This window comes from Mesorhizobium sp. M0830, from assembly GCF_040319965.1.
Taxonomy (GTDB): Bacteria; Pseudomonadota; Alphaproteobacteria; order Rhizobiales; family Rhizobiaceae; genus Mesorhizobium.
The window spans coordinates 1-20,499 of the sequence record NZ_JAMYOR010000089.1 but is presented as its reverse complement, the minus strand read 5'-3'; the positions used below and the strand labels follow the sequence as shown (position 1 = coordinate 20,499).

General features: G+C 64.3%; 23 protein-coding genes, 1 tRNA gene and 1 pseudogene. 20 read left to right on the top strand and 5 right to left on the bottom strand.

Features of this window, described 5'->3' with window-relative positions:
* Positions 1-85 precede the first annotated feature (85 nt).
* Positions 86-208: pseudogene (locus NKI20_RS31275) on the top strand (EamA family transporter); the annotation flags it as partial.
* A gap of 73 nt (positions 209-281) precedes the next feature.
* Here NKI20_RS31275 and NKI20_RS31270 read toward each other — a convergent pair.
* A complete protein-coding gene (locus tag NKI20_RS31270) occupies positions 282-461 on the bottom strand; it encodes a hypothetical protein (RefSeq protein ID WP_352837742.1) in 180 nt (59 codons plus the stop codon).
* A gap of 131 nt (positions 462-592) precedes the next feature.
* Here NKI20_RS31270 and rsmI point away from each other — a divergent pair, with 131 nt between their 5' ends.
* Together rsmI and NKI20_RS31260 are read left to right on the top strand one after the other, a co-directional pair.
* The gene (gene rsmI / locus NKI20_RS31265; RefSeq protein ID WP_352837740.1) at positions 593-1,522 is read left to right on the top strand and encodes a 16S rRNA (cytidine(1402)-2'-O)-methyltransferase; all 930 of its coding nucleotides are present in this window, start codon (positions 593-595) and stop codon (positions 1,520-1,522) included.
* Positions 1,515-1,892 carry a YraN family protein gene (locus tag NKI20_RS31260; RefSeq protein WP_023762609.1) on the top strand — a complete coding sequence of 126 codons (378 nt, stop codon included), beginning with the start codon at positions 1,515-1,517 and terminating at the stop codon, positions 1,890-1,892. The genes rsmI and NKI20_RS31260 overlap by 8 nt, the downstream gene beginning before the upstream one ends.
* A gap of 35 nt (positions 1,893-1,927) precedes the next feature.
* Here the strand turns inward: NKI20_RS31260 and NKI20_RS31255 are convergent, their stop codons facing one another.
* Positions 1,928-2,734, bottom strand: coding sequence for an undecaprenyl-diphosphate phosphatase (locus tag NKI20_RS31255; RefSeq protein WP_352730262.1), 807 nt, complete (start codon positions 2,732-2,734; stop codon positions 1,928-1,930).
* Positions 2,735-2,894: 160 nt separating this feature from the next.
* Here NKI20_RS31255 and NKI20_RS31250 point away from each other — a divergent pair, with 160 nt between their 5' ends.
* From NKI20_RS31250 to NKI20_RS31200, 11 genes are all read left to right on the top strand, one after another.
* Entirely contained in the window at positions 2,895-3,587 is a 693-nt protein-coding gene (locus NKI20_RS31250; RefSeq protein ID WP_352837737.1) for a glutathione S-transferase family protein, read from the top strand.
* Positions 3,568-4,722, top strand: coding sequence for a tRNA epoxyqueuosine(34) reductase QueG (queG, locus tag NKI20_RS31245; RefSeq protein WP_352837735.1), 1,155 nt, complete (start codon positions 3,568-3,570; stop codon positions 4,720-4,722). Before NKI20_RS31250 ends, queG begins: the two co-directional genes overlap by 20 nt.
* Positions 4,719-5,618, top strand: coding sequence for an NAD-dependent epimerase/dehydratase family protein (locus tag NKI20_RS31240; RefSeq protein ID WP_352730258.1), 900 nt, complete (start codon positions 4,719-4,721; stop codon positions 5,616-5,618). Before queG ends, NKI20_RS31240 begins: the two co-directional genes overlap by 4 nt.
* Positions 5,619-5,682: 64 nt before the next feature.
* Positions 5,683-6,777 (top strand): penicillin-insensitive murein endopeptidase, encoded by a 1,095-nt coding sequence (gene mepA, locus NKI20_RS31235; RefSeq protein WP_352837733.1) that lies wholly within the window; start codon positions 5,683-5,685, stop codon positions 6,775-6,777.
* 421 nt (positions 6,778-7,198) lie between these two features.
* Positions 7,199-8,245, top strand: a complete 1,047-nt coding sequence (locus NKI20_RS31230) for a glucokinase (protein ID WP_352837731.1) — start codon at positions 7,199-7,201, stop codon at positions 8,243-8,245.
* Between the two features lie 78 nt (positions 8,246-8,323).
* Positions 8,324-10,198, top strand: coding sequence for an ABC transporter ATP-binding protein (locus NKI20_RS31225; RefSeq protein ID WP_352837730.1), 1,875 nt, complete (start codon positions 8,324-8,326; stop codon positions 10,196-10,198).
* A complete protein-coding gene (gene dapB / locus NKI20_RS31220; protein ID WP_352837728.1) occupies positions 10,195-11,031 on the top strand; it encodes a 4-hydroxy-tetrahydrodipicolinate reductase in 837 nt (278 codons plus the stop codon). Before NKI20_RS31225 ends, dapB begins: the two co-directional genes overlap by 4 nt.
* A gap of 48 nt (positions 11,032-11,079) precedes the next feature.
* Positions 11,080-11,700, top strand: coding sequence for a 2,3-bisphosphoglycerate-dependent phosphoglycerate mutase (locus NKI20_RS31215; protein ID WP_352837726.1), 621 nt, complete (start codon positions 11,080-11,082; stop codon positions 11,698-11,700).
* Between the two features lie 150 nt (positions 11,701-11,850).
* A tRNA-Leu gene (locus NKI20_RS31210) sits at positions 11,851-11,935 on the top strand.
* Between the two features lie 149 nt (positions 11,936-12,084).
* Positions 12,085-13,764, top strand: coding sequence for an FAD-dependent oxidoreductase (locus NKI20_RS31205; protein WP_352837724.1), 1,680 nt, complete (start codon positions 12,085-12,087; stop codon positions 13,762-13,764).
* On the top strand, positions 13,761-14,069 hold the full coding sequence (locus NKI20_RS31200) for a UBP-type zinc finger domain-containing protein (protein ID WP_352608735.1): 309 nt from the start codon (positions 13,761-13,763) through the stop codon (positions 14,067-14,069). Before NKI20_RS31205 ends, NKI20_RS31200 begins: the two co-directional genes overlap by 4 nt.
* Positions 14,070-14,116: 47 nt before the next feature.
* On the opposite strand, the gene NKI20_RS31195 is transcribed toward NKI20_RS31200, so the two are convergent.
* Positions 14,117-14,599, bottom strand: a complete 483-nt coding sequence (locus NKI20_RS31195) for a DUF2127 domain-containing protein (protein ID WP_352730244.1) — start codon at positions 14,597-14,599, stop codon at positions 14,117-14,119.
* Between the two features lie 38 nt (positions 14,600-14,637).
* On the opposite strand from NKI20_RS31195, the gene NKI20_RS31190 reads away from it, so the two are divergent.
* Entirely contained in the window at positions 14,638-15,180 is a 543-nt protein-coding gene (locus NKI20_RS31190) for a phosphatase PAP2 family protein (RefSeq protein ID WP_352837721.1), read from the top strand.
* Between the two features lie 27 nt (positions 15,181-15,207).
* On the opposite strand, the gene NKI20_RS31185 is transcribed toward NKI20_RS31190, so the two are convergent.
* On the bottom strand, positions 15,208-15,594 hold the full coding sequence (locus NKI20_RS31185; RefSeq protein ID WP_352837719.1) for a YkvA family protein: 387 nt from the start codon (positions 15,592-15,594) through the stop codon (positions 15,208-15,210).
* 76 nt (positions 15,595-15,670) lie between these two features.
* Positions 15,671-16,093 carry a hypothetical protein gene (locus NKI20_RS31180; RefSeq protein WP_352837717.1) on the bottom strand — a complete coding sequence of 141 codons (423 nt, stop codon included), beginning with the start codon at positions 16,091-16,093 and terminating at the stop codon, positions 15,671-15,673.
* Between the two features lie 22 nt (positions 16,094-16,115).
* On the opposite strand from NKI20_RS31180, the gene NKI20_RS31175 reads away from it, so the two are divergent.
* From NKI20_RS31175 to NKI20_RS31155, 5 genes are all read left to right on the top strand, one after another.
* A complete protein-coding gene (locus NKI20_RS31175) occupies positions 16,116-16,406 on the top strand; it encodes a hypothetical protein (RefSeq protein ID WP_352837715.1) in 291 nt (96 codons plus the stop codon).
* A gap of 124 nt (positions 16,407-16,530) precedes the next feature.
* Positions 16,531-16,902, top strand: a complete 372-nt coding sequence (locus NKI20_RS31170; protein WP_352486111.1) for a hypothetical protein — start codon at positions 16,531-16,533, stop codon at positions 16,900-16,902.
* A 108-nt stretch (positions 16,903-17,010) separates the two neighbouring features.
* On the top strand, positions 17,011-17,637 hold the full coding sequence (locus tag NKI20_RS31165) for a CDGSH iron-sulfur domain-containing protein (protein WP_023762629.1): 627 nt from the start codon (positions 17,011-17,013) through the stop codon (positions 17,635-17,637).
* 57 nt (positions 17,638-17,694) lie between these two features.
* Positions 17,695-17,997: a cupredoxin domain-containing protein gene (locus tag NKI20_RS31160; protein ID WP_352837712.1), complete on the top strand. Its 303-nt coding sequence runs from the start codon at positions 17,695-17,697 to the stop codon at positions 17,995-17,997.
* Between the two features lie 224 nt (positions 17,998-18,221).
* On the top strand, positions 18,222-20,264 hold the full coding sequence (locus NKI20_RS31155) for a hydantoinase/oxoprolinase N-terminal domain-containing protein (protein WP_352837710.1): 2,043 nt from the start codon (positions 18,222-18,224) through the stop codon (positions 20,262-20,264).
* Positions 20,265-20,499: the final 235 nt, after the last annotated feature.

Here is a 20,499-nt window from a genome sequence, read left to right as displayed (position 1 = left end):
ATCCGCGCATCCGCAAATCCCCATTCTTCCGGGGAGCAGTGAATCACGCCACTAACGCCTGCGCTAGCACTTCTTCAACAGCCTGCTAAGCGTCGTGCTTGTGGGGTTGTTTGCCGCGGCCTTTCTCGGCGGGCGACTCTCCGGAGCGGACTGGCTTGGCGTCGCCCTTATCGCGGCGTCCGCGGTGCTGGTCGCCTATCGGATGTAGCGGCACGTCGTTGCGGGCGTTTTTTGTTTCAAGACGGGTGATGAAGATATCGAAGCGATTGGGCATCGTCCGGTCAGTGCTCCGTCGTGTTGTCGGGTTTGTTGTCGGAAAGCCTGACATTCATGGGCAAGCAGCCCTGCTTGGCCAGGCTGGCGTCGGTCTTCGCGGGGAGGCGCTTGTCCTTGCGTACGGCAACGCGGTTGCGCTCGGCCCGATAGGGCTCGAAAGCGTCCTGCATATTAAGGCTATCCATCCTGTCCTCCTCGGGAATCAGGGGGTAAATCCGCCGTAGCCGGTTTCGTTCCCTACTGTGGCAAAGGAATGGCGAGGGAGGTGCAACGTCAGCTTTTGCAAGCCGACGCTGGCCGTGCCAAACAGGGCTGAATGGAGAAGGCATCAGTGACCGCCGAAACGGGCAAGCGCAGCTATGTGGTCGGGCAGACCGAAATCGCGGCCCGGCCGCTCGAGCCGGCGCTCTATCTGGTGGCGACGCCGATCGGCAATCTGGCCGACATCACGCTGCGCGCGCTGGAGACGCTGGCCGCCGCCGACATCGTTGCTTGCGAGGACACGCGGGTGTCGCGCGTGCTGCTCGACCGCTACGCCATTCGCCGCCGCACCACGGCCTATCACGAACACAATGCGGGTGAGGCCGGGCCGAAGCTGATCGCGGCGCTCCAGGCCGGACAGAGCGTGGCGCTGATCTCCGACGCCGGCACGCCGCTGGTGTCCGATCCCGGCTACCGGCTGGTCGGCGAGGCGCGCGACCACGGCATTCGCGTCGTGCCGATTCCCGGCCCGTCGGCGCCGCTCGCGGCGTTGACCGCATCCGGCCTGCCGTCGGACGCCTTCCTGTTCGCCGGTTTTTTGCCGGTCAAATCAGGGCAGCGGCTGACGCGGCTTGGGGCACTGAAGGCTGTGCCGGCGACGCTGATCTTCTTCGAATCACCGCGCCGGCTGGCCGAATCCCTTGCCGCCATGGTCGAGGCGCTTGGCGGCGAGCGCAAGGCCGCGATCGGCCGCGAATTGACCAAGACCTTTGAAGAGATGCGCACCGGCACGCTGCAGGCGCTGGCCGATCATTATGCTGCGGCCGATACGCCGAAGGGCGAGATCGTCGTCTGCGTCGGTCCGGCCGAGGCCAAGGCCAACGAACCGGCCGACATCGACCGCTTGCTGCTGTCGCTCGCCGGCGAAATGCCGGCTTCCAAGGCAGCGGCGGAAGCCGCAAAAATGATCGGCGGCCAGAAACAGGCGTTGTATCGGCGGCTTCTCGAACTCAAGCATGCTTCTGGAGAAAGCGACGGTGGTTGAGCGCCCGAGTGCCAGCCGCCAAAAAGCCTATCGGCGCGGCCACCGCGGCGAATGGCTGGCGGCGGCAGCATTGGTGTTGAAGGGCTACCGGATTCTGGCGCGCCGCCACCGCACCCGCTTCGGCGAGATCGACCTGATCGCGCGCCGCGGCGACCTCGTGCTGTTCGTCGAGGTCAAGGCGCGGCGCACGCTGATGGAAGCCATGGAGGCGATCGGCCACGAATCGGAGCGCCGCATCGAGGGGGCGGCCGACATCTGGCTGTCGCGCCAGTCCGATTACGGCAAACTGTCGATGCGCTTCGACATGGTCGCGGTGCTGCCCTGGCGCTGGCCGGTGCATGTCGAGAATGCGTTCTATGGAAGGAATTGAGGTTGCTCACCATCCCCACAAGGGGGAGGGTAAGCTCACCCCCAAACCATCAGCGCCACCAACCCGACACCACCCACCACCAGCCGCCACCAGCCGAACAGCGAGTAGCCGTTGCGCGAGACGTAATCGAGCAGGAAGCGCACGACGATGAGCGCCGTGACGAAGGCGGCGACGAAGCCGACGGCGATGATCGGCAGGTCGGCGCTGCTCAGCACGTTGCGGTTCTTGAACAGGTCGAAGGCGAAGGCGCCGACCATGGTCGGGATGGCGAGGAAGAAGGAGAATTCGGCCGCCGCCCGTTTGTCGACACCCAGCAGCAGCGCGCCGACGATCGTCGAACCCGAGCGTGACGTGCCGGGAACGAGCGACAGGCACTGGAAAAGGCCGATCTGCAGGTAAAGCCGGGTCGGGAACCGCTCGACGTCGCGGTAGAACGGCTTGAGGTTCATGCGGTCCACCGCCAGCAGCACGAAGCCGCCGATGATCAGCATGATACAGATCATCCGCGGCGATTCGAACAGCACCGCCTTGATGAAATCATGCGCCAGCGCGCCGATGATCGCCGCCGGCAGGAAAGCGATGAGGACACCGATGGCGAAATGCCTTGTCAGCCGGTCATGCGGCAGGTCGACCAGCATTTGCCACAGCCGGCGGAAATAGACGCTGAGAATCGCCAGGATGGCGCCGAGCTGGATCAGGATCTCGAAGGCCTTGCCGGTCGAATGGAAGCCGAGGAAATGGCCGGCGAGCAGGATATGGCCGGTGGATGAGACGGGGATGAACTCGGTCAGCCCCTCCAGCAGGCCGAGCAGCAGGGCTTCGACGAATGGCTGGCTTTCCATGGCTACCTCGGGATTGGCGTGACGGCTGACAGAACGGCTTGCTTGTCATGGCGTGCAAGTCCCCCTATAGGTCGCAACACCCTGACGGCCCGCTAACCGGGCGGCCAAGACTTACCGGTGCGCCCTTCGATTCGCCAGTGCGCTTTATCATCGCGGAACCATGCTGACGCTTTTCCATCATCCCATGTTCGCCACTTGTCGCTTCGTCCGCCTCGCTTTCGGCGAGTATGGCGAGGAGTTGGCCCTGATTGAGGAAAAGCCGTGGACCCGACGCAAGGAGTTCCTGGCGCTGAACCCAGCCGGCACACTGCCGATCCTGCTGGCCGAAGGCGACGTGCCGATCGTCGGTGCAACCGTCATATCGGAATATCTCGATGAAACACGCGGTGTCTTGAAGCGCGATAAGCGACTGTTCGCCGAAGATCCGATGCAGCGCGCCGAAATCCGCCGGCTGATCGACTGGTACCTCAACAAGGCCGAAAGCGAAGTCACCCGCCATCTGGTGCGCGAACGGGTGCTGAAGCCGGTGATGCCGGAGGTTGCGGGCGGCGGCTCGCCCGATTCAGGCGCGATCCGTGCGGCGCGCGCCAACATCCGCCAGCACATGAAATACACCAACTGGCTGGCCGGCACTCGCCATTGGCTGGCGGGCTCCAGGGTTACCTATGCCGATCTGGCCGCTGCCGCGACGCTGTCGGTGCTCGATTATCTCGGCGAGATCGATTGGCGCGAGCATCCTGCAGCGCGCGAATGGTACACGCGGGTCAAGTCACGGCCCTCCTTCCGGCCGCTTTTGACCGACCGCGTGCGCGGCCTGTCGCCGGCGTCGCATTATGCGGACCTCGACTTCTGACGCCGCAAAACTGCGCACGCTGATCGACGCGGAGGCGCGTCGCGCCGGCTTCGATGCCGTCGCCGTCACCTCTCCCGATGCGATCCCGCTGGCGCCGGCGCGGCTGGCCGAATTTGTCGCCGACGGCTTTCACGGCTCGATGGACTGGATCGCCGAGACGCTGCAACGCCGCGGCGACCCGACGGTGCTGTGGCCGCAGGTGCGCTCGATCGTCGTGCTGGCGATGAATTACGGTCCCGACCATGATCCGCGCGGCGTGCTGGCCAAGCGCGACCGCGGCGCGATCTCGGTCTATGCGCAGAACCGCGACTATCACGACGTGATGAAGGGCCGGCTGAAGGAAATCGCCGGCAAGATCGTGGCCCGTGCCGGCGGCGACGTGAAGGTGTTCGTCGACACCGCACCGGTGATGGAAAAACCGCTGGCGGAAGCCGCGGGTCTCGGCTGGCAAGGCAAGCACACCAATCTGGTCAGCCGCGAGCATGGCTCCTGGCTGTTCCTCGGCACCATCTTCACCACCGCCGAACTGGTGCCCGACCGGGCCGAGATCGACCATTGCGGCTCCTGCCGTGCCTGCCTCGACGTGTGCCCGACCGATGCCTTCCCGGCACCATACCGGCTCGATGCGCGGCGCTGTATTTCGTATCTCACCATCGAGAACAAGGGGCCGATCCCGCACGAATTCCGCGAGAAGATCGGCAACCGCGTCTATGGTTGCGACGATTGTTTGGCCGTTTGCCCGTGGAACAAGTTCGCCCGGGCTGCTTCGGAGGCCAAGCTCGCCGCGCGCGATGAATTGCGCGAGCCGCCGCTTGGCCGGCTGTTGCAACTGGACGAGGCAGCCTTCCGCGCTTTCTTCTCCGGTTCGCCGATAAAGCGCATCGGCCGCGATCGTTTTGTCCGCAACGCATTGATCGCTGCCGGCAATTCCGGCGACACCGCGCTTGCGGTCAGCGTGCGTGCCTTGCTGGACGACGCCTCGCCGCTGGTGCGGGGCGCGGCAATATGGGCGCTGGCGCGGCTGGTGCCCGATGCCGAATATTCAGAACGGGCAGCTATCGGCCTGAAAACCGAGACCGATACAGCCGTGCGCGACGAATGGCGTCTGGCGCGGCCAACCAGGACGCATGCATGAGCGAGAAACAGGTCTTCATCTTCGGCGCCGGCTATTCCGGCAAGGCCTTTGCCCGTGCCAACAAGGGGCCCGCCAACATATTCGGCACGACCCGCTCCCCGGACAAATTCGAGGCGCAGCGCCAGGCCGGCATCGCACCGCTGCTGTTCGATGGTGCGCTGACTGACGAAATCGGGGATGCGCTGGAAAAAACAACGCATCTGGTAATCTCGATCGCCCCGGAAGAGGCCGGCGATCCCGTCTTGAACGCTGCCCGGGAGGCAATCGCTCAAATGCCGGCGCTCGAATGGATCGGCTATCTCTCGACCGTCGGCGTCTACGGTAATTACGACGGCGCGTGGGTCGATGAAACGGCCGAATGCCGGCCGGTGTCGAAGCGCTCGGTGATGCGGGTGGGGGCCGAGCAGGATTGGCTGCAACTGGGCTCGGACATCGGCCGGCCTGTTGCAATCCTGCGCCTGTCCGGCATTTACGGGCCGGGCCGCAATGCGCTGGTCAATCTGGAAAACGGCACCGCAAGGCGGCTGGTCAAGCCGGACCAGGTGTTCAATCGCATTCATTGCGACGATATTGCCGGTGCGCTTTGGCGGCTCATCGACAGCAATACTGGTGGCATCTTCAATGTCACCGACGATCTGCCGGCACCGCCGCAGGATGTCGTCGCCTATGCCGCTTCGCTGATGGGTGTCACGCCGCCGCCCGAAATTCCCTTCGACGCCGCCCAACTTTCGCCGATGGCGCGGTCCTTCTATGGCGAGAACAAGCGTGTCGCCAACGCAGCGATCAAGGCGGCGGGCTATCGTTTTCGATTTCCGGACTACCGCACCGCCCTCGATCATATGTGGGCGAGCGGCGACTGGCGCGACGGCGAAGCGCGCAGTCCGATGAAGCGCTAACGGTCGAAGCCGTACGTTGGGCATGCTATGATTCGGCGGTTCAAGCGGTTAAGGAGTGGGGTTCATGAAGGCATCGGGACCATCGTCGCCGGGCAGAAGGACAATCCTGGCCGCTGCGTTTGGCCTGGCTGCCATCGCAGGGCTTACCGCGCAACCAGCCGCGGCTGAGGAGCGGGCAAAGGACCTGTTTGGCGCCAAGAAGCTGCCGACAGCAGCAGCTGCGCAATCCATTGGCTTCTATTCCAAGGGCTGTTTTGCCGGCGGTGTCGCCATTCCGATGGATGGTCCGACCTGGGAGGTGATGCGGCCTTCGCGCAACCGCCGCTGGGGTCATCCGGCGATGATCGCGGTCATCGAGAAGTTGTCGCGCGACGCATCAGTCGATGGCTGGCCCGGCTTGCTGATCGGCGACATTTCGCAGCCGCGCGGCGGCCCGATGATGACAGGGCATGCCTCGCACCAGATCGGGCTCGACGCAGACATATGGCTGACACCGATGCCCAGCCATCCGCTGTCGATGGCGCAGCGCGAATCGATGAGCGCCACCTTGATGGTCGACGAGAAGACCCATCTTGTGAAGGACGCGCTGTGGACGCCGGCGCACACAAGGCTTCTGATGCGGGCGGCGAGCTACGCGCAAGTCGAACGCATCCTGGTCAATCCGGGCATCAAGAAAAAACTCTGCGACACCGTCAAGGGCGACCGTTCATGGCTGCGCAAGATCAGGCCGTTCTGGGGCCACGACTATCACTTCCACATGCGCATCGGCTGCCAGCCGGGCTCGCCCGGCTGCAAGGCGCAGGAGGCAACGCCGGACGATGACGGCTGCGGCAAGCCGCTGGCCTGGTGGTTCACGCAGGAGCCGTGGCGGCCCAACAAAAACCCTGGCGCGCCGAAGGCCCGCGATCTGATGACGATGGCGAACCTGCCCCAGGAATGCCGCGCCGTGCTCGACGCGCCCGGGCCGGCTTCAGCCCAGGCCGCGACCTATCATGGCGGCGGCGTGCCGGTCGCGGTGGCCGCTCCCGAACCGGAAGCGCCGTCGCTGCCCGCCACGACGGCCAGCGGCACGGCTGGATTGCCGAGCGCGGTGAACGCCTTCACCGCGACGCCCGAGATCGGCATCCCGCTGCCGCGGCCACGGCCGCCTGGAAACTGACCGTCGCGGCATCTATCGACGTCAAACCAGATTAAACCTGCGCAGGACCAGCTTTTAGCGCAATCAGAGCAGACAGAATTATGATTGCCGCAAGGATGAGCGCCCACGATACGGCGTTACGCGAAGGCAACCAGCGGCGCCCTCGCGCGGCCCGCTTACGCCACTGGCCAGACCGGTTGTCGTAGCGCGATTTTTCCAAGCCTCTCCCCTCACGGGGAGAATGCGATTATCGCCGTTCGGAGTCCAGATGGGGGCCAGTTCAAAACTATGATGGCCCGTTTTGCGAAACAGTGGCCGTTTGGCCGCAGAACCGGCCGCAGCGCGCCCGTGGGTTCGAAAACCGTTTCCCTTTTCAAACTCATGCGCTAGTCAACGGGAGAGCGGCTAGATGCCGTCAGGGGCGCCGGGGACGGACGAGAGCATGCCAAGCACAGGCGACGACGATACTTTGTTGCGGTTTCCGATCCTGATCGGCGACATTGGCGGCACCAATGCGCGCTTTTCGATCGTGCTCGATGCCAATTCCGAGGCCGGCGAGCCCGCCATCGTCCAGACCGCCAACTACAACACCATCGACGAAGCAATCCAGGCGGTCGTGCTCGATCGCTCATCGGTGCGCCCCAACTCCGCGGTGCTGGCGGTGGCCGGCCCGGTCGACGGCGACGAGATCGAGCTCACCAACTGCCCGTGGATCGTCAAGCCGAGAAAAATGTTTGCCAGCCTCGGGCTGAGCGACATCGTCGTGCTCAACGATTTCGAAGCGCAGGCGCTCGCCGTCGTCGCGCTCGGCGAGGAGCATATGGAAAAGATCGGCGGCGGTACGCCGGAGCCCAATGCCGGTCGCGTCGTGCTCGGTCCGGGAACCGGTCTCGGCGTCGCCGGGCTGGTCCATGCGCTTCATCGTTGGATACCGGTGCCCGGCGAGGGCGGCCATATGGACATCGGCCCGCGCACGCCGCGCGATTTCGAAGTTTTCCCGCATATCGAGAAGCTCGAAGGCCGCATTTCGGGCGAGCAGATCCTGTGCGGACGCGGCCTGGTCAACGTCTACCGTGCGGTGGCCAAGGCGGACGGCAAACCGGCGTCGTTCACCACGCCGGCCGAAGTCACCGCCGCCGCACTTGCAAGGACCGATCCGGTTGCGGAGGAAGCGCTGGAGACTTTCGTCACCTGCCTCGGGCGCACCGCCGGCGATCTCGCTCTGGTGTTCATGAGCCGTGGCGGCGTGTTCCTCACCGGCGGCATCGCGCAAAAGATCGTGCCGGCGCTGAAAGCCGGCAATTTCCGTGCTGCCTTCGAGGACAAGGCGCCGCACAGCGCGCTGATGCGCACCATGCCGGTCTATGTCATCACCCACCCGCTGGCCGCACTCCTGGGCCTTGCCGCCTACGCCCGGAACCCCTCGCTGTTTGGCGTCCAGACGGCAGGCAGGCGCTGGCGCGACGAAGTTAGTCACCCCAAGGCATAGGCAAGCCGGCTGCTTGGCGTTAAGAGGGGTGCCGAATTGCCCGGCCGCGGGAAGCGGAAACCTACGAAGCGCTCCGATTTGACATTTCAGCCTCCCAATTTGTCGAAACCCCGTGCGGGCGAGATCGTGGCGGTCATCCGTCGCATTCTCCAGGAAAACGGCCGCGAATATCGCGGCGCGTATATCTTCACGATTCTTTGCCTGCTGACCGTGTCGGCGACAACGGCGCTTGCCGCCTGGATCATGAGCCCGGTCGTAAACCAGATCTTCTATGAACGGCGCGGCGACCTGATCCCATGGATCTGCGCGGCACTGCTCGGCGCTTTCATCCTGCGCGGCCTTGCCGGCTACGGCCAGGCGGTGACGATGGCCAAGATCGGCAACAATCTGGTGGCGCGCTACCAGCAGCGCATCTTCAACCATCTGATGAAGCTCGGCGTCTCGTTCTTCAACGACACAAGGTCCGGGCGGCTGGCCGCGCAGGTCAACGAAAACGTCAACGGCATTCGCGACCTTTTGTCGATGACGGTGACCTCGACGGCGCGAGACGCCGTCTCGCTGATCGGCCTGGTCGGCGTCATGATCTATCAGGATCCTATACTTTCGCTGAGCTCGCTGCTGATCGGGCCGCCGCTGATCTGGACAGTCACCTACCTGATGCGCCGGGTGCGCCGCATCACGCGCGAATCAGTGCAGATCAACTCGCGACTGATCGGCGCCATGCAGGAGGCCACGCAAGGCATTGCCATCGTCAAGGCCTTCACCATGGAGGACGAGCTGTCGCGCCGCATCAGCAAGCTCGCCGAGGACGCGGAACAGCGCTCGAACAAGATCGCCCGCGTCTCCGAGCGGCTGACGCCGGTTTCCGAACTGCTGGCCGGCATCGCCTTCGCCAGCGTCATCGCCTATTCCGGCTACCGGGCCACCGTTCTCGGCCAGCCGCCGGGTGCGGTGTTTTCCTTCATCACGGCGCTGACGCTCGCCTATGATCCGGCCCGCCGGCTGGCGCGCATGCAGGTCGGCATGGAACGCGCGCTGGTCAATGCGCGCATGATCTATGAGCTTCTCGACATCGAGCCGCAGCAAAGTGACGCGCAAGGTGCCGCCGAGGCGAAATTCACCTCCGGCGAAGTTCGCTTCGACAACGTCTCCTTCCGCTATGTCGAGGGGGCGCCGGTCCTGCACGATTTGAGCTTTGTCGCCGCCGCCGGCAAGGTCACGGCAATCGTCGGCGCTTCGGGCGCCGGCAAAACGACATTGGTGGCGCTGCTGCAGCGCTTCTACGACGTCGACGCGGGCACGATCGAGATCGACGGCCAGGACATCTCAAAGGTCACCAAACAGTCGCTGCGCGGCTCCATCGCCTATGTCTCGCAGCAGCCCTATCTGTTCGAAGGCACCATCCGCGACAATATCCGCTATGGCCGGCTGGGCGCCACCGACGCCGAGATCGAACAGGCCGCAAGGCAGGCCGCGGCCGACGATTTCATCCGCCAGCAGCCGCAGGGCTATGACACGCCGGTCGGCGAAAACGGCGTGACGCTGTCGGGCGGCCAGCGCCAGCGCGTGTCGATTGCGCGGGCCATTGTGCGGCAGGCGCCGATCCTTTTGCTCGACGAGGCGACATCGGCGCTCGACAACGAGGCTGAAGCCCGCGTTCAGCAGGCGCTCACCCAGGTCATGGAAGGGCGCACCACCATCGTCATCGCGCACCGGCTGTCGACGGTGGTCAACGCCGACCACATCATCGTCATGGAACAGGGCCGGCTGGTCGAAGAGGGCACCCATGCCTCGCTGATGGCCGATCCGCACAGCGTCTATGCGCGCTTCCACCGCATCCAGGGCGTCAAGGGCCTGGGGCTTGTCGACGACAGCGCGCCGATCCAGACTTCGGCCCAAGGCTCAATTCGCAACATCGAGGCGCAGAAGAGCATCGCCGGGAGCACGACATGAGCGAGACGCCCGCAACCGACAGGATCGATATGGGCCTGGTGGTGGTCGGCGCTGCCGGCCGCATGGGCCAGACCCTGATCCGTGCCATCCACACCATCCCCGGCGCGCGCGTCATCGGCGCCATCGAGCGCGCGGGCTCGCCCCATCTGGGCAAGGATGCGGGTGAACTCGCCGGCGTCGGCCGCATCGATGTGGCGATCGGTGATGATCCGCTACCCGTCTTCGCCAGGGCCGATGGCGTGCTGGATTTCACCACGCCGGCCTCATCAGTCGAGTTCGCCGGCTACGCGGCGCAAGCGCGCATCGTCCATGTCATCGGCACCACCGGTTGCTCGGCCGACGACAACGCCAGGATCGCCGCTGCGGCGCGTCATGCGACGATCGTCAAGTCGGGCAATATGAGCCTCGGCGTCAATCTTCTGGCGGTGCTGGTCGAACAGGCGGCGCGCGCGCTCGACGCCGACGATTTCGACATCGAGATCCTCGAAATGCACCACAAGCACAAGGTCGATGCACCGTCGGGCACCGCACTGCTGCTCGGCGAGGCCGCTGCCGCCGGGCGTGGCATCGCGTTGGCCGGCAATGATGTGCGCGTCCGCGACGGCCATACCGGCGTGCGCAAGGCGGGCTCGATCGGCTTTGCTACGCTGCGCGGCGGCTCGGTGGTCGGCGATCATAGTGTGATGCTGGCCGGCACCGGCGAGCGCATCACCCTGGCACACCATGCCGAGGACCGCGCCATCTTCGCCCGTGGCGCCGTCAAGGCGGCCCTGTGGGCACGCGGCAAGAAGCCGGGATTGTATTCGATGCGGGACGTGCTCGGCCTCGGCTGAGCGGCCAATCCGCCAACTTGCCAATCTGCCAACCCGAAGGGAGCAAACATGTCGAGAACCCTCGTGCTCGTGCGCCACGGCCAGAGCGAATGGAACCTGAAAAACCTGTTCACCGGCTGGCGCGATGTCGATCTGACCGAGCAGGGCCACGCCGAGGCCAGGGCCGCCGGTCAGAAACTCAAGGCGCGCGGGCTGAAATTCGACATCGCTTTCACCTCGGCGCTGATCAGGGCACAGAAGACCTGCCAGCACGTTCTCGACGCGGTCGGCCAGAGCGATCTGAAAACCATCCGCGACCAGGCACTGAACGAGCGCGACTACGGCGATCTCTCCGGCCTCAACAAGGACGACGCCCGCAAGAAATGGGGCGAGGAGCAGGTGCATGTCTGGCGCCGTTCCTATGACGTGGCGCCGCCCGCCGGCGAAAGCCTGAAGGACACCGGCGCCCGCGTCTGGCCCTATTACCTGCACGATCTGCAGCCGCATGTGCTGCGCGGCGGCACGGTGCTGGTCGCCGCGCACGGCAACTCTCTGCGCGCTCTGATCATGGCCCTGGACGGTAAGTCGGGCGAGGAGATCGTCAAGCTGGAACTCGGCACCGGCGTGCCGGTCATCTACCAGCTCAACGCCGATTCGACCGTGGCGTCCAAGGAAGTGCTGGAGGGCTGACAGTCCTTCAGCCGGCGGTTCTTGATCGAGCATCATCTCTGGACAAACCAAAACCGTTTGCCCGAGAAAACTGGTTCCCACTTTTCGGGATCATGCTTTGAAAAAGCGCGTTGACACACATCGCTTGCCCGCTTACATCACCCCGCACCAGCCCAGATGGCGGAATTGGTAGACGCGCACGGTTCAGGTCCGTGTTCCGCAAGGAGTGGAGGTTCGAGTCCTCTTCTGGGCACCAAATTCCCGTTTCGAACCATTCGACGGTTCAGAAACTTAGAGAAAAAGCCCGGTTTGTCCGGGCTTTTTCTTTGCCGCCAACCTCCCCTTCCGGCCAGGCGCCGAACAAACCACTTCAAACCGCGCGACCCCTTCGCTACGCTCAAAGCCATGTCTCAATCCACTAACCCGATCTTCGGCGCCCGTCGCGACCAAGCCTTCCCGACGCTGGCCGAGGCGGACATCGATCGCATGCGCCGGTTCGGCGAGGCCAGCTTCTATGCCGCCGGCGAGAACATCATCACCGCAGGCGATGTGGCGCCCGGCTTGATCGTCGTGCTGTCGGGCAAAGTGGACATCATCCAGGGTGGCGGGCTCGGCCGGCGCGAGACGATCGTCACCCATGGACCGGGCAGTTTCGTCGGCGAACTGGCGCAGCTTTCGGCGCGTCCCTCGCTGGTGAATGCGCAGGCCGCCGATCCTGTGGAGGCGTTCGTCATCCCCTCGCAGCGGCTGCGCGACCTGATGGTGCAGGAGGCCAATCTTGGCGAGCGCATCATGCGGGCACTGATCCTGCGCCGCGTCGGGCTTTTGGAAAGTTCCACCAGCGGGCCGATCATCATCGGACCCCAGGACAACAGCGACGTGTTGCGGCTGCAAGGTTTCCTTGCTCGCAGCGGCCAGCCGCACCGCGTGCTTGATTCCGAGAGCGATCCTTGCGCCAAAACACTAGTCGAACGCTTCGATGTCGACCCTCACCATCTGCCGATCGTGCTGTGTCCGAACGGCAGGCTGCTGCTCAATCCCGGTGAGAAGGATTTCGCCCGCTGCATCGGCCTGCTGCGGCCGATCGATGCCGACAAATTATACGACGTCGCCATCGTCGGCGCCGGACCGGCGGGGCTGGCGGCTGCGGTCTATGCGGCTTCAGAAGGGCTATCGACCATCGTGCTCGATTGCCGTGCCTTCGGTGGACAGGCCGGTGCCTCCTCGCGCATCGAGAACTATCTCGGGTTCCCCACGGGCATTTCTGGCATGGCGCTGATGGCGCGCGCATACAACCAGGCGCAGAAATTCGGCGTCGAAATGGTGATTCCGGACGAGGTGAAGCTATTGAGTGTCGCGACCGGCGATGCCCGCTACACGCTCGATGTCGGCGACGGCGAGACCGTACGCACCCGCAGCGTGGTGATCGCCAGTGGCGCGCGCTATCGCCGCCTCGATGTCCCGAACCTGGCGCAGTTCGAGGGAACATGCGTGCATTATTGGGCATCGCCCATCGAAGGCCGGCTTTGCGCGGGGCAGGAAGTAGCACTGGTCGGCGCCGGCAACTCTGCCGGGCAGGCCGCAGTCTACCTGGCCAGCCACGCGCGCAAGGTTACGTTGCTGGCACGCGGCGGCAGCCTCGAAGCCAGCATGTCGCGCTATCTCGTCGAGCGCATCAGGGCGCAGCCGAACATCGAGGTGCTGACCGGAACCGAGGTCGAGGCCCTGGAAGGCGACGGGGGCAATCTTGCCGCCGTGCGCTGGCGCAATCGCGCAAGCGGCGAGGAAACGACGCGCCCGATCCGCCATCTCTTCCTGTTCATCGGAGCCGACCCGAACACCGACTGGCTGGCGGACTGCGACGTGGCGCTGGACGCCAAGGGTTTCGTGCGCACCGGATCGGACCTGGGATCGGCGCAGATGGAGACGAGCCGCAGCGGCGTGTTCGCCATCGGCGACGTCCGATCAGGCTCGGTCAAACGGGTCGCCGCGGCTGTCGGCGAAGGCGCCCAGGTGGTCGCCGCCTTGCATGCATATCTCGCGCGCGGCAACGCCGGCGCACCTCAAACGCCCGGGAGATCATGATGGACGAATGCAGGCATACGCGCGACATCAGGAAGGTGACGCCGAGCGCGCTCGGCTGCGAGGAGTGCCTGAAAAGCGGTTCGCAATGGGTGCATCTGCGGCTCTGCCGCACCTGCGGCCATGTCGGCTGCTGCGACGACTCACCCAACCGCCACGCCACCAAGCATTTTCACGCCACCAGGCATCCGATCATCGAGGGCTACGATCCGCCGGAAGGCTGGGCATGGTGCTATGTCGACGAGGTGTTTATCGACCTCGGCGAGGACGTGACCCCGCAGAACGGCCCGATCCCTCGCTTTTATTGAGGCCGCGCGGCGTTCAGGGAACAGGGACGAGGCCGGTAGTTCAACTGTCATGCTGGCCTGTGCTGTCGCACGATCTTCCACTCGTGCCATATCAGCATCATGACGACCGCATCGAAGACGGTCAGGGCCAGCAGGCCGAACGAAAGGGTGTATGAGTAGCGGTAGATCTGATAGGCCATGAACAAACCCAATGCCACGAGCGACGCCGGATACGCCCAGAGCTTGCCCCTCAAGAGCCCGACAACCAGGGCCAGCTTTATCAGGCCGTGGCTGAGCAGGTAGAAGGCGTAAAACTCCTTGCTGGCCAACGAAAAATGGCTGGCCATCTGCGACAGATAGCCAGCTATGAAATCGTTCGGATCTTCGATCAATTCCTCTGCGGTGACTGCATTGACCCAGGAGGCGATGGCATTGGTGGTGACGACATAAAGCAGGATCCCGCCGATGCATTCGATCAGGGCATGCGCGCCCTTGAGCCAGACGCCGACTTCGAAAATCTGATGGATACGGTGTTCATCGACGGGCTTCAAAAATCCACCTCCCGATCAACTGCGGAAACCGACGCCAAATGGATGCAGCATTAACACACTGGACAAATGCCGCGGCAGGGATCAGCCCTTTTCTTGATAAGGCAATGATCGGCGTCTCACAAATCGGCGTTCCCCTCATGGTCCTGGCCGTGGTCCTGCAATGGTGGGCGAAGGTCGACCGCTACCACGTTCGTCACGGCGCCGTGTCGGCCGGTCTGGCGTTCCTGCTCGGCCTGGCGATCAACCAGTTCATTCTTCTGTTCGTGCATCGGATACGGCCCTACGACGCCGGCGTGACGCATTTGTTGATTGCGCCCAGTGCCGACTGGTCATTCCCATCCGATCACGCGACAGCCAGCATTGCAATTGTTGCGGCCTTTGCGATGCAGGGCCTGCCGCGCCGGACGATTGCGCTTTTCATCATGGCATTCCTGATCTGCTGGTCGAGAATCTACATCGGGACGCACTACCTGACCGACGTTGTCGGTGGGGCCCTCACCGGCGTCCTGGGTGCCATCGTGGTGCGACTGGCCTACCGTGAGAATTCCCGTCTGGACAATCTGGTGACCAAAATTCTGTAGCTGGGCGCTCTGCGGGCGGGGCGCACTTCAAGATCGGCCAGCGAAATATCGATATCCCAGCCATGCCGCCAGCGCGACCGAAGCGACCCAGATACAAGCGATGATAACCGCCGCGACACGGCTCACCGGCCTGTCAGCGGCAAGGGCGGCGGCCTCCCGGTGTTCCGCCATGACCTCGGGCGGTACCATCTTGACAACCGCAAGGATACCCAAGGGGACCAAGATCACATCGTCGAGGTAGCCAAGCACAGGGATGAAATCGGGGATCAGGTCGATCGGGGATAAGGCGTAGCCTGCGACGCACACGGCAAGTGCCTTGGCATACCACGGCGTTCGGGGATCACGCGCGGCAAGGTAGAGCGCATGCACGTCGCGCTTGATCGTTCGCGCCCACTGGTTCAATGCCGCAGCCATTGGACGACCTTAGCGCCAAACGACAATGCGCTGATAGCTCCCGATCACACCGGCTATTGCCTGCTATCAGGCCGTTTTATCGCACGGAGCCCGTGACGGTCCGGTCAACATTGGGAACGGATTTGCGTTCGTTGCCGGCGAGTGCCGCGATGATCAGCAGGCTGGCAACGACCGGGACAAACAGGATTGCAACGCGGGCTTGCACATAAAAAATGGCGCGCCATTCATTGCGCTTGTCGGGGCTGTTGCTCATCATACTCACTTTGTCAGACCCCCCGGCCGTGACATAGCCGTGAACGGTTAAGCAACTCCTTACGACTTTGTTAATGGGCGGAATTGAGGCGAAGGATGCCGATGAGATCCTCGCAGGCTTGGACAGGAGATCGTCGGCGTCGCGGCTTCCTAGTTCCCTGCTTGCATGCGATTCTGCCGCGATGATTCGGGAGATCGAGACCGTGACGCTGTTTCGCATGGCTGTGCTTGCGGTCTTGGTCTTCACCGCCCCGACTCAGGCCGCCGACATGGCCTTTTTCATCAAGAACCTGCGCAAGGAAGCGGTTGCGGTCGAGCTGTTCAGCCGCGACCGCGAAACGGTTTGGCCGGGCAACGACAAGGTGTTCCTGATCGACCCCGGCTCGCAGAAATCCGTGCCGCTCTCGTGCAATCAGGGCGAACACATCTGTTACGGCGCCTGGGTCGATGGCAACGACAGCATTTCCGCCGGCGTCGGACCGGACAATGACCAGCCCTGCGACACCTGCTGCTTCATCTGCGTGGAGCACTCGACCGAGACGATCGATCTGGTGCCATAGGGGAGACACACGCCGATATCCCCAAAATCAGTTCGGGAATCGTTGCAATCATCCCTTTAGCGATTCACCGCAGCATGCGATGGTTGCCCTGCGGCCGGATGGGCCGCTACTTCAGGGGGTTACCATGCTTTACACCTACGCGCGCCGCACGTTGGTCGCGCTTTCTCTGGTCATGGCGTTCGCGCCGGCGGCACATGCCGACGACGTCACCTTTTCCATCAAGAACGGCCATCCCAATGCCATGCGCGTCGAACTGTACAGCCAGGACCGTGACTATGTCTGGCCGGGTAACGACAAGGATTTCTACCTCGATGACGGCGAGACCAAGCAGCTGCCGATATCCTGCAACGCCGGCGAATCGATCTGCTATGGCGCCTGGGTCGATGGCGACGAAGGGACCTATTGGGGTGTCGGCCCCGGCAACAAGGAAAAATGCGAGGATTGCTGCTATACCTGCAACGGCGGCGAAACCGAGGAGATCGACCTGGTCCCCTGACCGGGTTGCCAGCTTGACGGTTATCCTGCCGAACCCCTAGCCTGCGCGAATACCCAGAGCGCGCCGCGTTGGTTGACGCGACGCGCGCCAGGCAGAAGGAGCACGGCAATGGCCGGTATGGTCGAAGGCGACAAGATCGACGTCGGGTTTTCCGGCAGGCGCTGCATCCATTCGCGAAACTGCGTGCTCGGCGATCCGCATGTCTTCGTGCCCAACGCTCCGGGCCAGTGGATTCATCCCGAGGCGGCAAGCGTCGAGAAGATCGTCGCCATCGCCGAAAGCTGCCCCTCGGGCGCCATCACCTACATCAGGAAGGATGGCGGGCCACAGGAGCAGCCGCCGGTGGTCAACACAGTACGGCTGCGGGAAAACGGCCCGCTGGCGGTGCATGCCGAGATCGTGCTCGACGGCGAAACGTTTTACCGCGCCACGCTGTGCCGCTGCGGCGCGTCCGAAAACAAGCCGTTCTGCGACGGCAGCCACAACAAATCAGGTTTTGCCGCCACCGGCGAGCCGCCGCTGAAGGACACGCCGGCGCTGGAGGCGAGGAACGGCCCGCTGACGGTGACGCCGACCACCAACGGCCCGCTCAAGCTCGAAGGCAATGTCGAGATCGTCACCGGCACCGGCCACACGGTCGATCGTACGCAACGTACCTTCCTCTGCCGCTGCGGCCATTCCGCCAACAAGCCGTTTTGCGACGGTACGCATAAAAAGATCGGCTTCGTGGCATGAAAGACAGTTCGCCAGCGTTAGTGTAGGATGAGGGTCCGCGCTCAGGAGGAATCCATCATGCGCACCATGCTCGTACTCGCTCTGCTTGCCTTTGCCATGCCCGCCTACGCAGCCAATCATGCGGTCCAGATCAGGGGCATGAAATTCAACCCGTCGAAAATCTCGGTCGCCGTCGGCGATACCATCACTTTCACCAATGCCGATCCGATGACGCACACCGCCACCGCACTTGACGGCTCCTTCGACACCGGCCATCTCGCCACCGGCAAGAGCGCCAAGGTCAAGATATCAGCTGCCGGCGCACACCCGTTCCATTGTGCGATCCATAGCTCGATGAAGGGCACTGTCGCGGCGAAATAGCGGCATCTCGCTAGACTTTCTTTCGGCACGGCGCGCAGACTTTTCGACGCCGGCGGGAGATGGTTGCAGCGTTGCGGCCAAAGCTGGCGATCTCTCCCGGAGGGGGAAATCAAATCCTCATCACGGCCATCGCGTGTTGGCCCAGCGGTCGCGGCTTTATCGCCCGGCCTGTATCGGCTAAGGGCAGGGGCAGATAAATTCGCCAGCCGGACCGCCGCCAAACGATGACCGCCAAGACCAAGCCAAAGCCGCTGTTCCTAGGGATCGACACCGGCGGAACCTATACCGATGCCGTGCTATGGTCCGAGACGGAAGGCAAGCAAGAGGAGCCCAACAAGGGCAAGGTGCTGGCCAAGGCCAAGGCGCTGACCACCAGGCATGATCTCGCCGTCGGCATTTCCGGCGCCGTCGATGCGGTGTTGCAGAAGGCCGGCACCGATCCCGCCGCCATCAAACTGGTTTCGATGTCGACGACGCTGGCCACCAACGCGCTGGTCGAGGGCCAGGGCGGCCGCGTCGCGCTGGTGATGATCGGCTTTTCCGAGGGAGACCTCGCCCGCGACGGACTGAAAGCCGCACTCGGCACCGACCCGGTGGTGTTTTGTCCGGGCGGCCACGACGTGCATGGCAATGCCGCCAAGCTCGATCTGTCCGGACTGGAGGCGGCTCTGCCGGAACTCGGCGCCTCGGTTTCCGGCTTCGCCGTCTGCGCCTATTTCGCCACCCGCAATCCGGCGCATGAGATCGCCGCCCGCGAGTTGATCCGCGAAAGGACCGGCCTGCCAGTCACGTCGAGCCACGAACTGTCTGCCAAGCTCGGCGGCCCGCGCCGGGCGCTGACGACGCTGCTCAATGCCAGGCTGATCTCGATGATCGACCGGCTGGTGGCGGCGACCGAAGGCTTCCTCGAGCAGCGCAACATCGCTGCGCCCCTGATGGTGGTGCGTGGCGACGGCGCGCTGGTTTCGGCAGCGTTCGCCCGCCAGCGGCCGATCGAGACCATCCTGTCCGGCCCGGCCGCCAGCCTGGTGGGCGCCCGCCACATGACCGGGCTCGACAATGCGATGGTGTCCGACATTGGCGGCACCACCACCGACGTCGCCGTGCTCGACGGCGGCCGGCCGCGGCTCGATCCGGAAGGCGCCACCGTCGGCGGCTTCCGCACCATGGTCGAGGCTGTCGCCATGCGCACCTTCGGCCTCGGTGGCGATTCCGAAGTGACGCTGGAAGATGGCGCGCTCAACCCAAGGATCCTGCTCGGGCCGCGCCGCCTGGTACCACTGGCGCTGGCCGGCATGGCGCATGGCAGCGCGATCACATCGGAGCTGGAGCGCCAGCTGCGAGCGCCCAATCCCGGCCGCATGGACGGCCGCTTCGCGGTGCGCACCGGTGTGCCGGACCGGCTCGCCGCCGGTCTCACCGGCGCCGAAGCCAGGCTTTACGAGATGATCGGTGCCACGCCGCTCGCCATCGACAGGCTTTTGACCTCGAACGCGCAGAACGCAACGCTCAACCGGCTGGTGTCGCGCGGGCTGGTGCATATCGCCGGCTTCACCCCGTCGGATGCCGCCCATGTGCTGCGCAAGCAGGCGAACTGGGATCCGGTTGCCGCGCGTCTCGGCGCCGAACTGTTCGCGCGCAAGCGCGACGGCCGTGGCCAGTTCATCGCCGCTTCGCCCGAAGTGATCTCGGAGCGGGTGCTGGTGACGCTGACCCGCTGGTCGGCCGAATATATCCTCGAAACCGCCTTTGCCGAGGACGGGCTCGATGGTGCCTCGACGGTGGCGCACGCGCTGGTGCAGCGCGCGGTCGACGCGCATCCCGGCATTGCCCGGCTGAGCGTGGCACTCGACCGCCCGGTCATCGGCCTCGGCGCCTCGGCGCCGCTGCACTATGCCGGGCTACCGCCCTTGATCGGCAATGACTGCGTGGTGCCTGAGGATACTGATGTCGCCAACGCGCTCGGCGCCGTCGTCGGCCAGGTCAGGGTGTCGGCCGAGGCGCGGGTCAGCCAGCCCAGGGAAGGACTGTTTCGCCTTGCCTCGGGTGAAACCGTGCGCGATTTCCTCGACGAGGCGGCAGCGATCGCGGCGGCCGAGGCCGATGTCCGCGCCATCGTCACGGGGCGCGCGAAGGAAGCCGGCACCGACAGCGCCGAGGTTAAGGTCACGACCGAATTCCGCGTTTCCACCGTCGAAGCCCAGCGTATGTTCATCGAGGCGCATGTGGTGGCGGTTGCCGCGGGCCGGCCAAGGATTGCGGTGTGACTACGCAATCTCCCCCCTTGAGGGGGAGATGTCGCCGAAGGCGACAGAGGGGGTCGCCGCGCATAGAGCGCTAACTTCCTTGCGTCGCAGGGGAGCGAGCCCGGTCGGACCGACCCCCCTCTGGCCGCTTTGCGGCCATCTCCCCCTCGTGGGCAGGGCTGTCCGGGGAAAGTTTTGAGTGAATCGAAATGCCGCATGTGCATGCCCCGTAAAACGGGGTTTGTCCGTCTTCTCT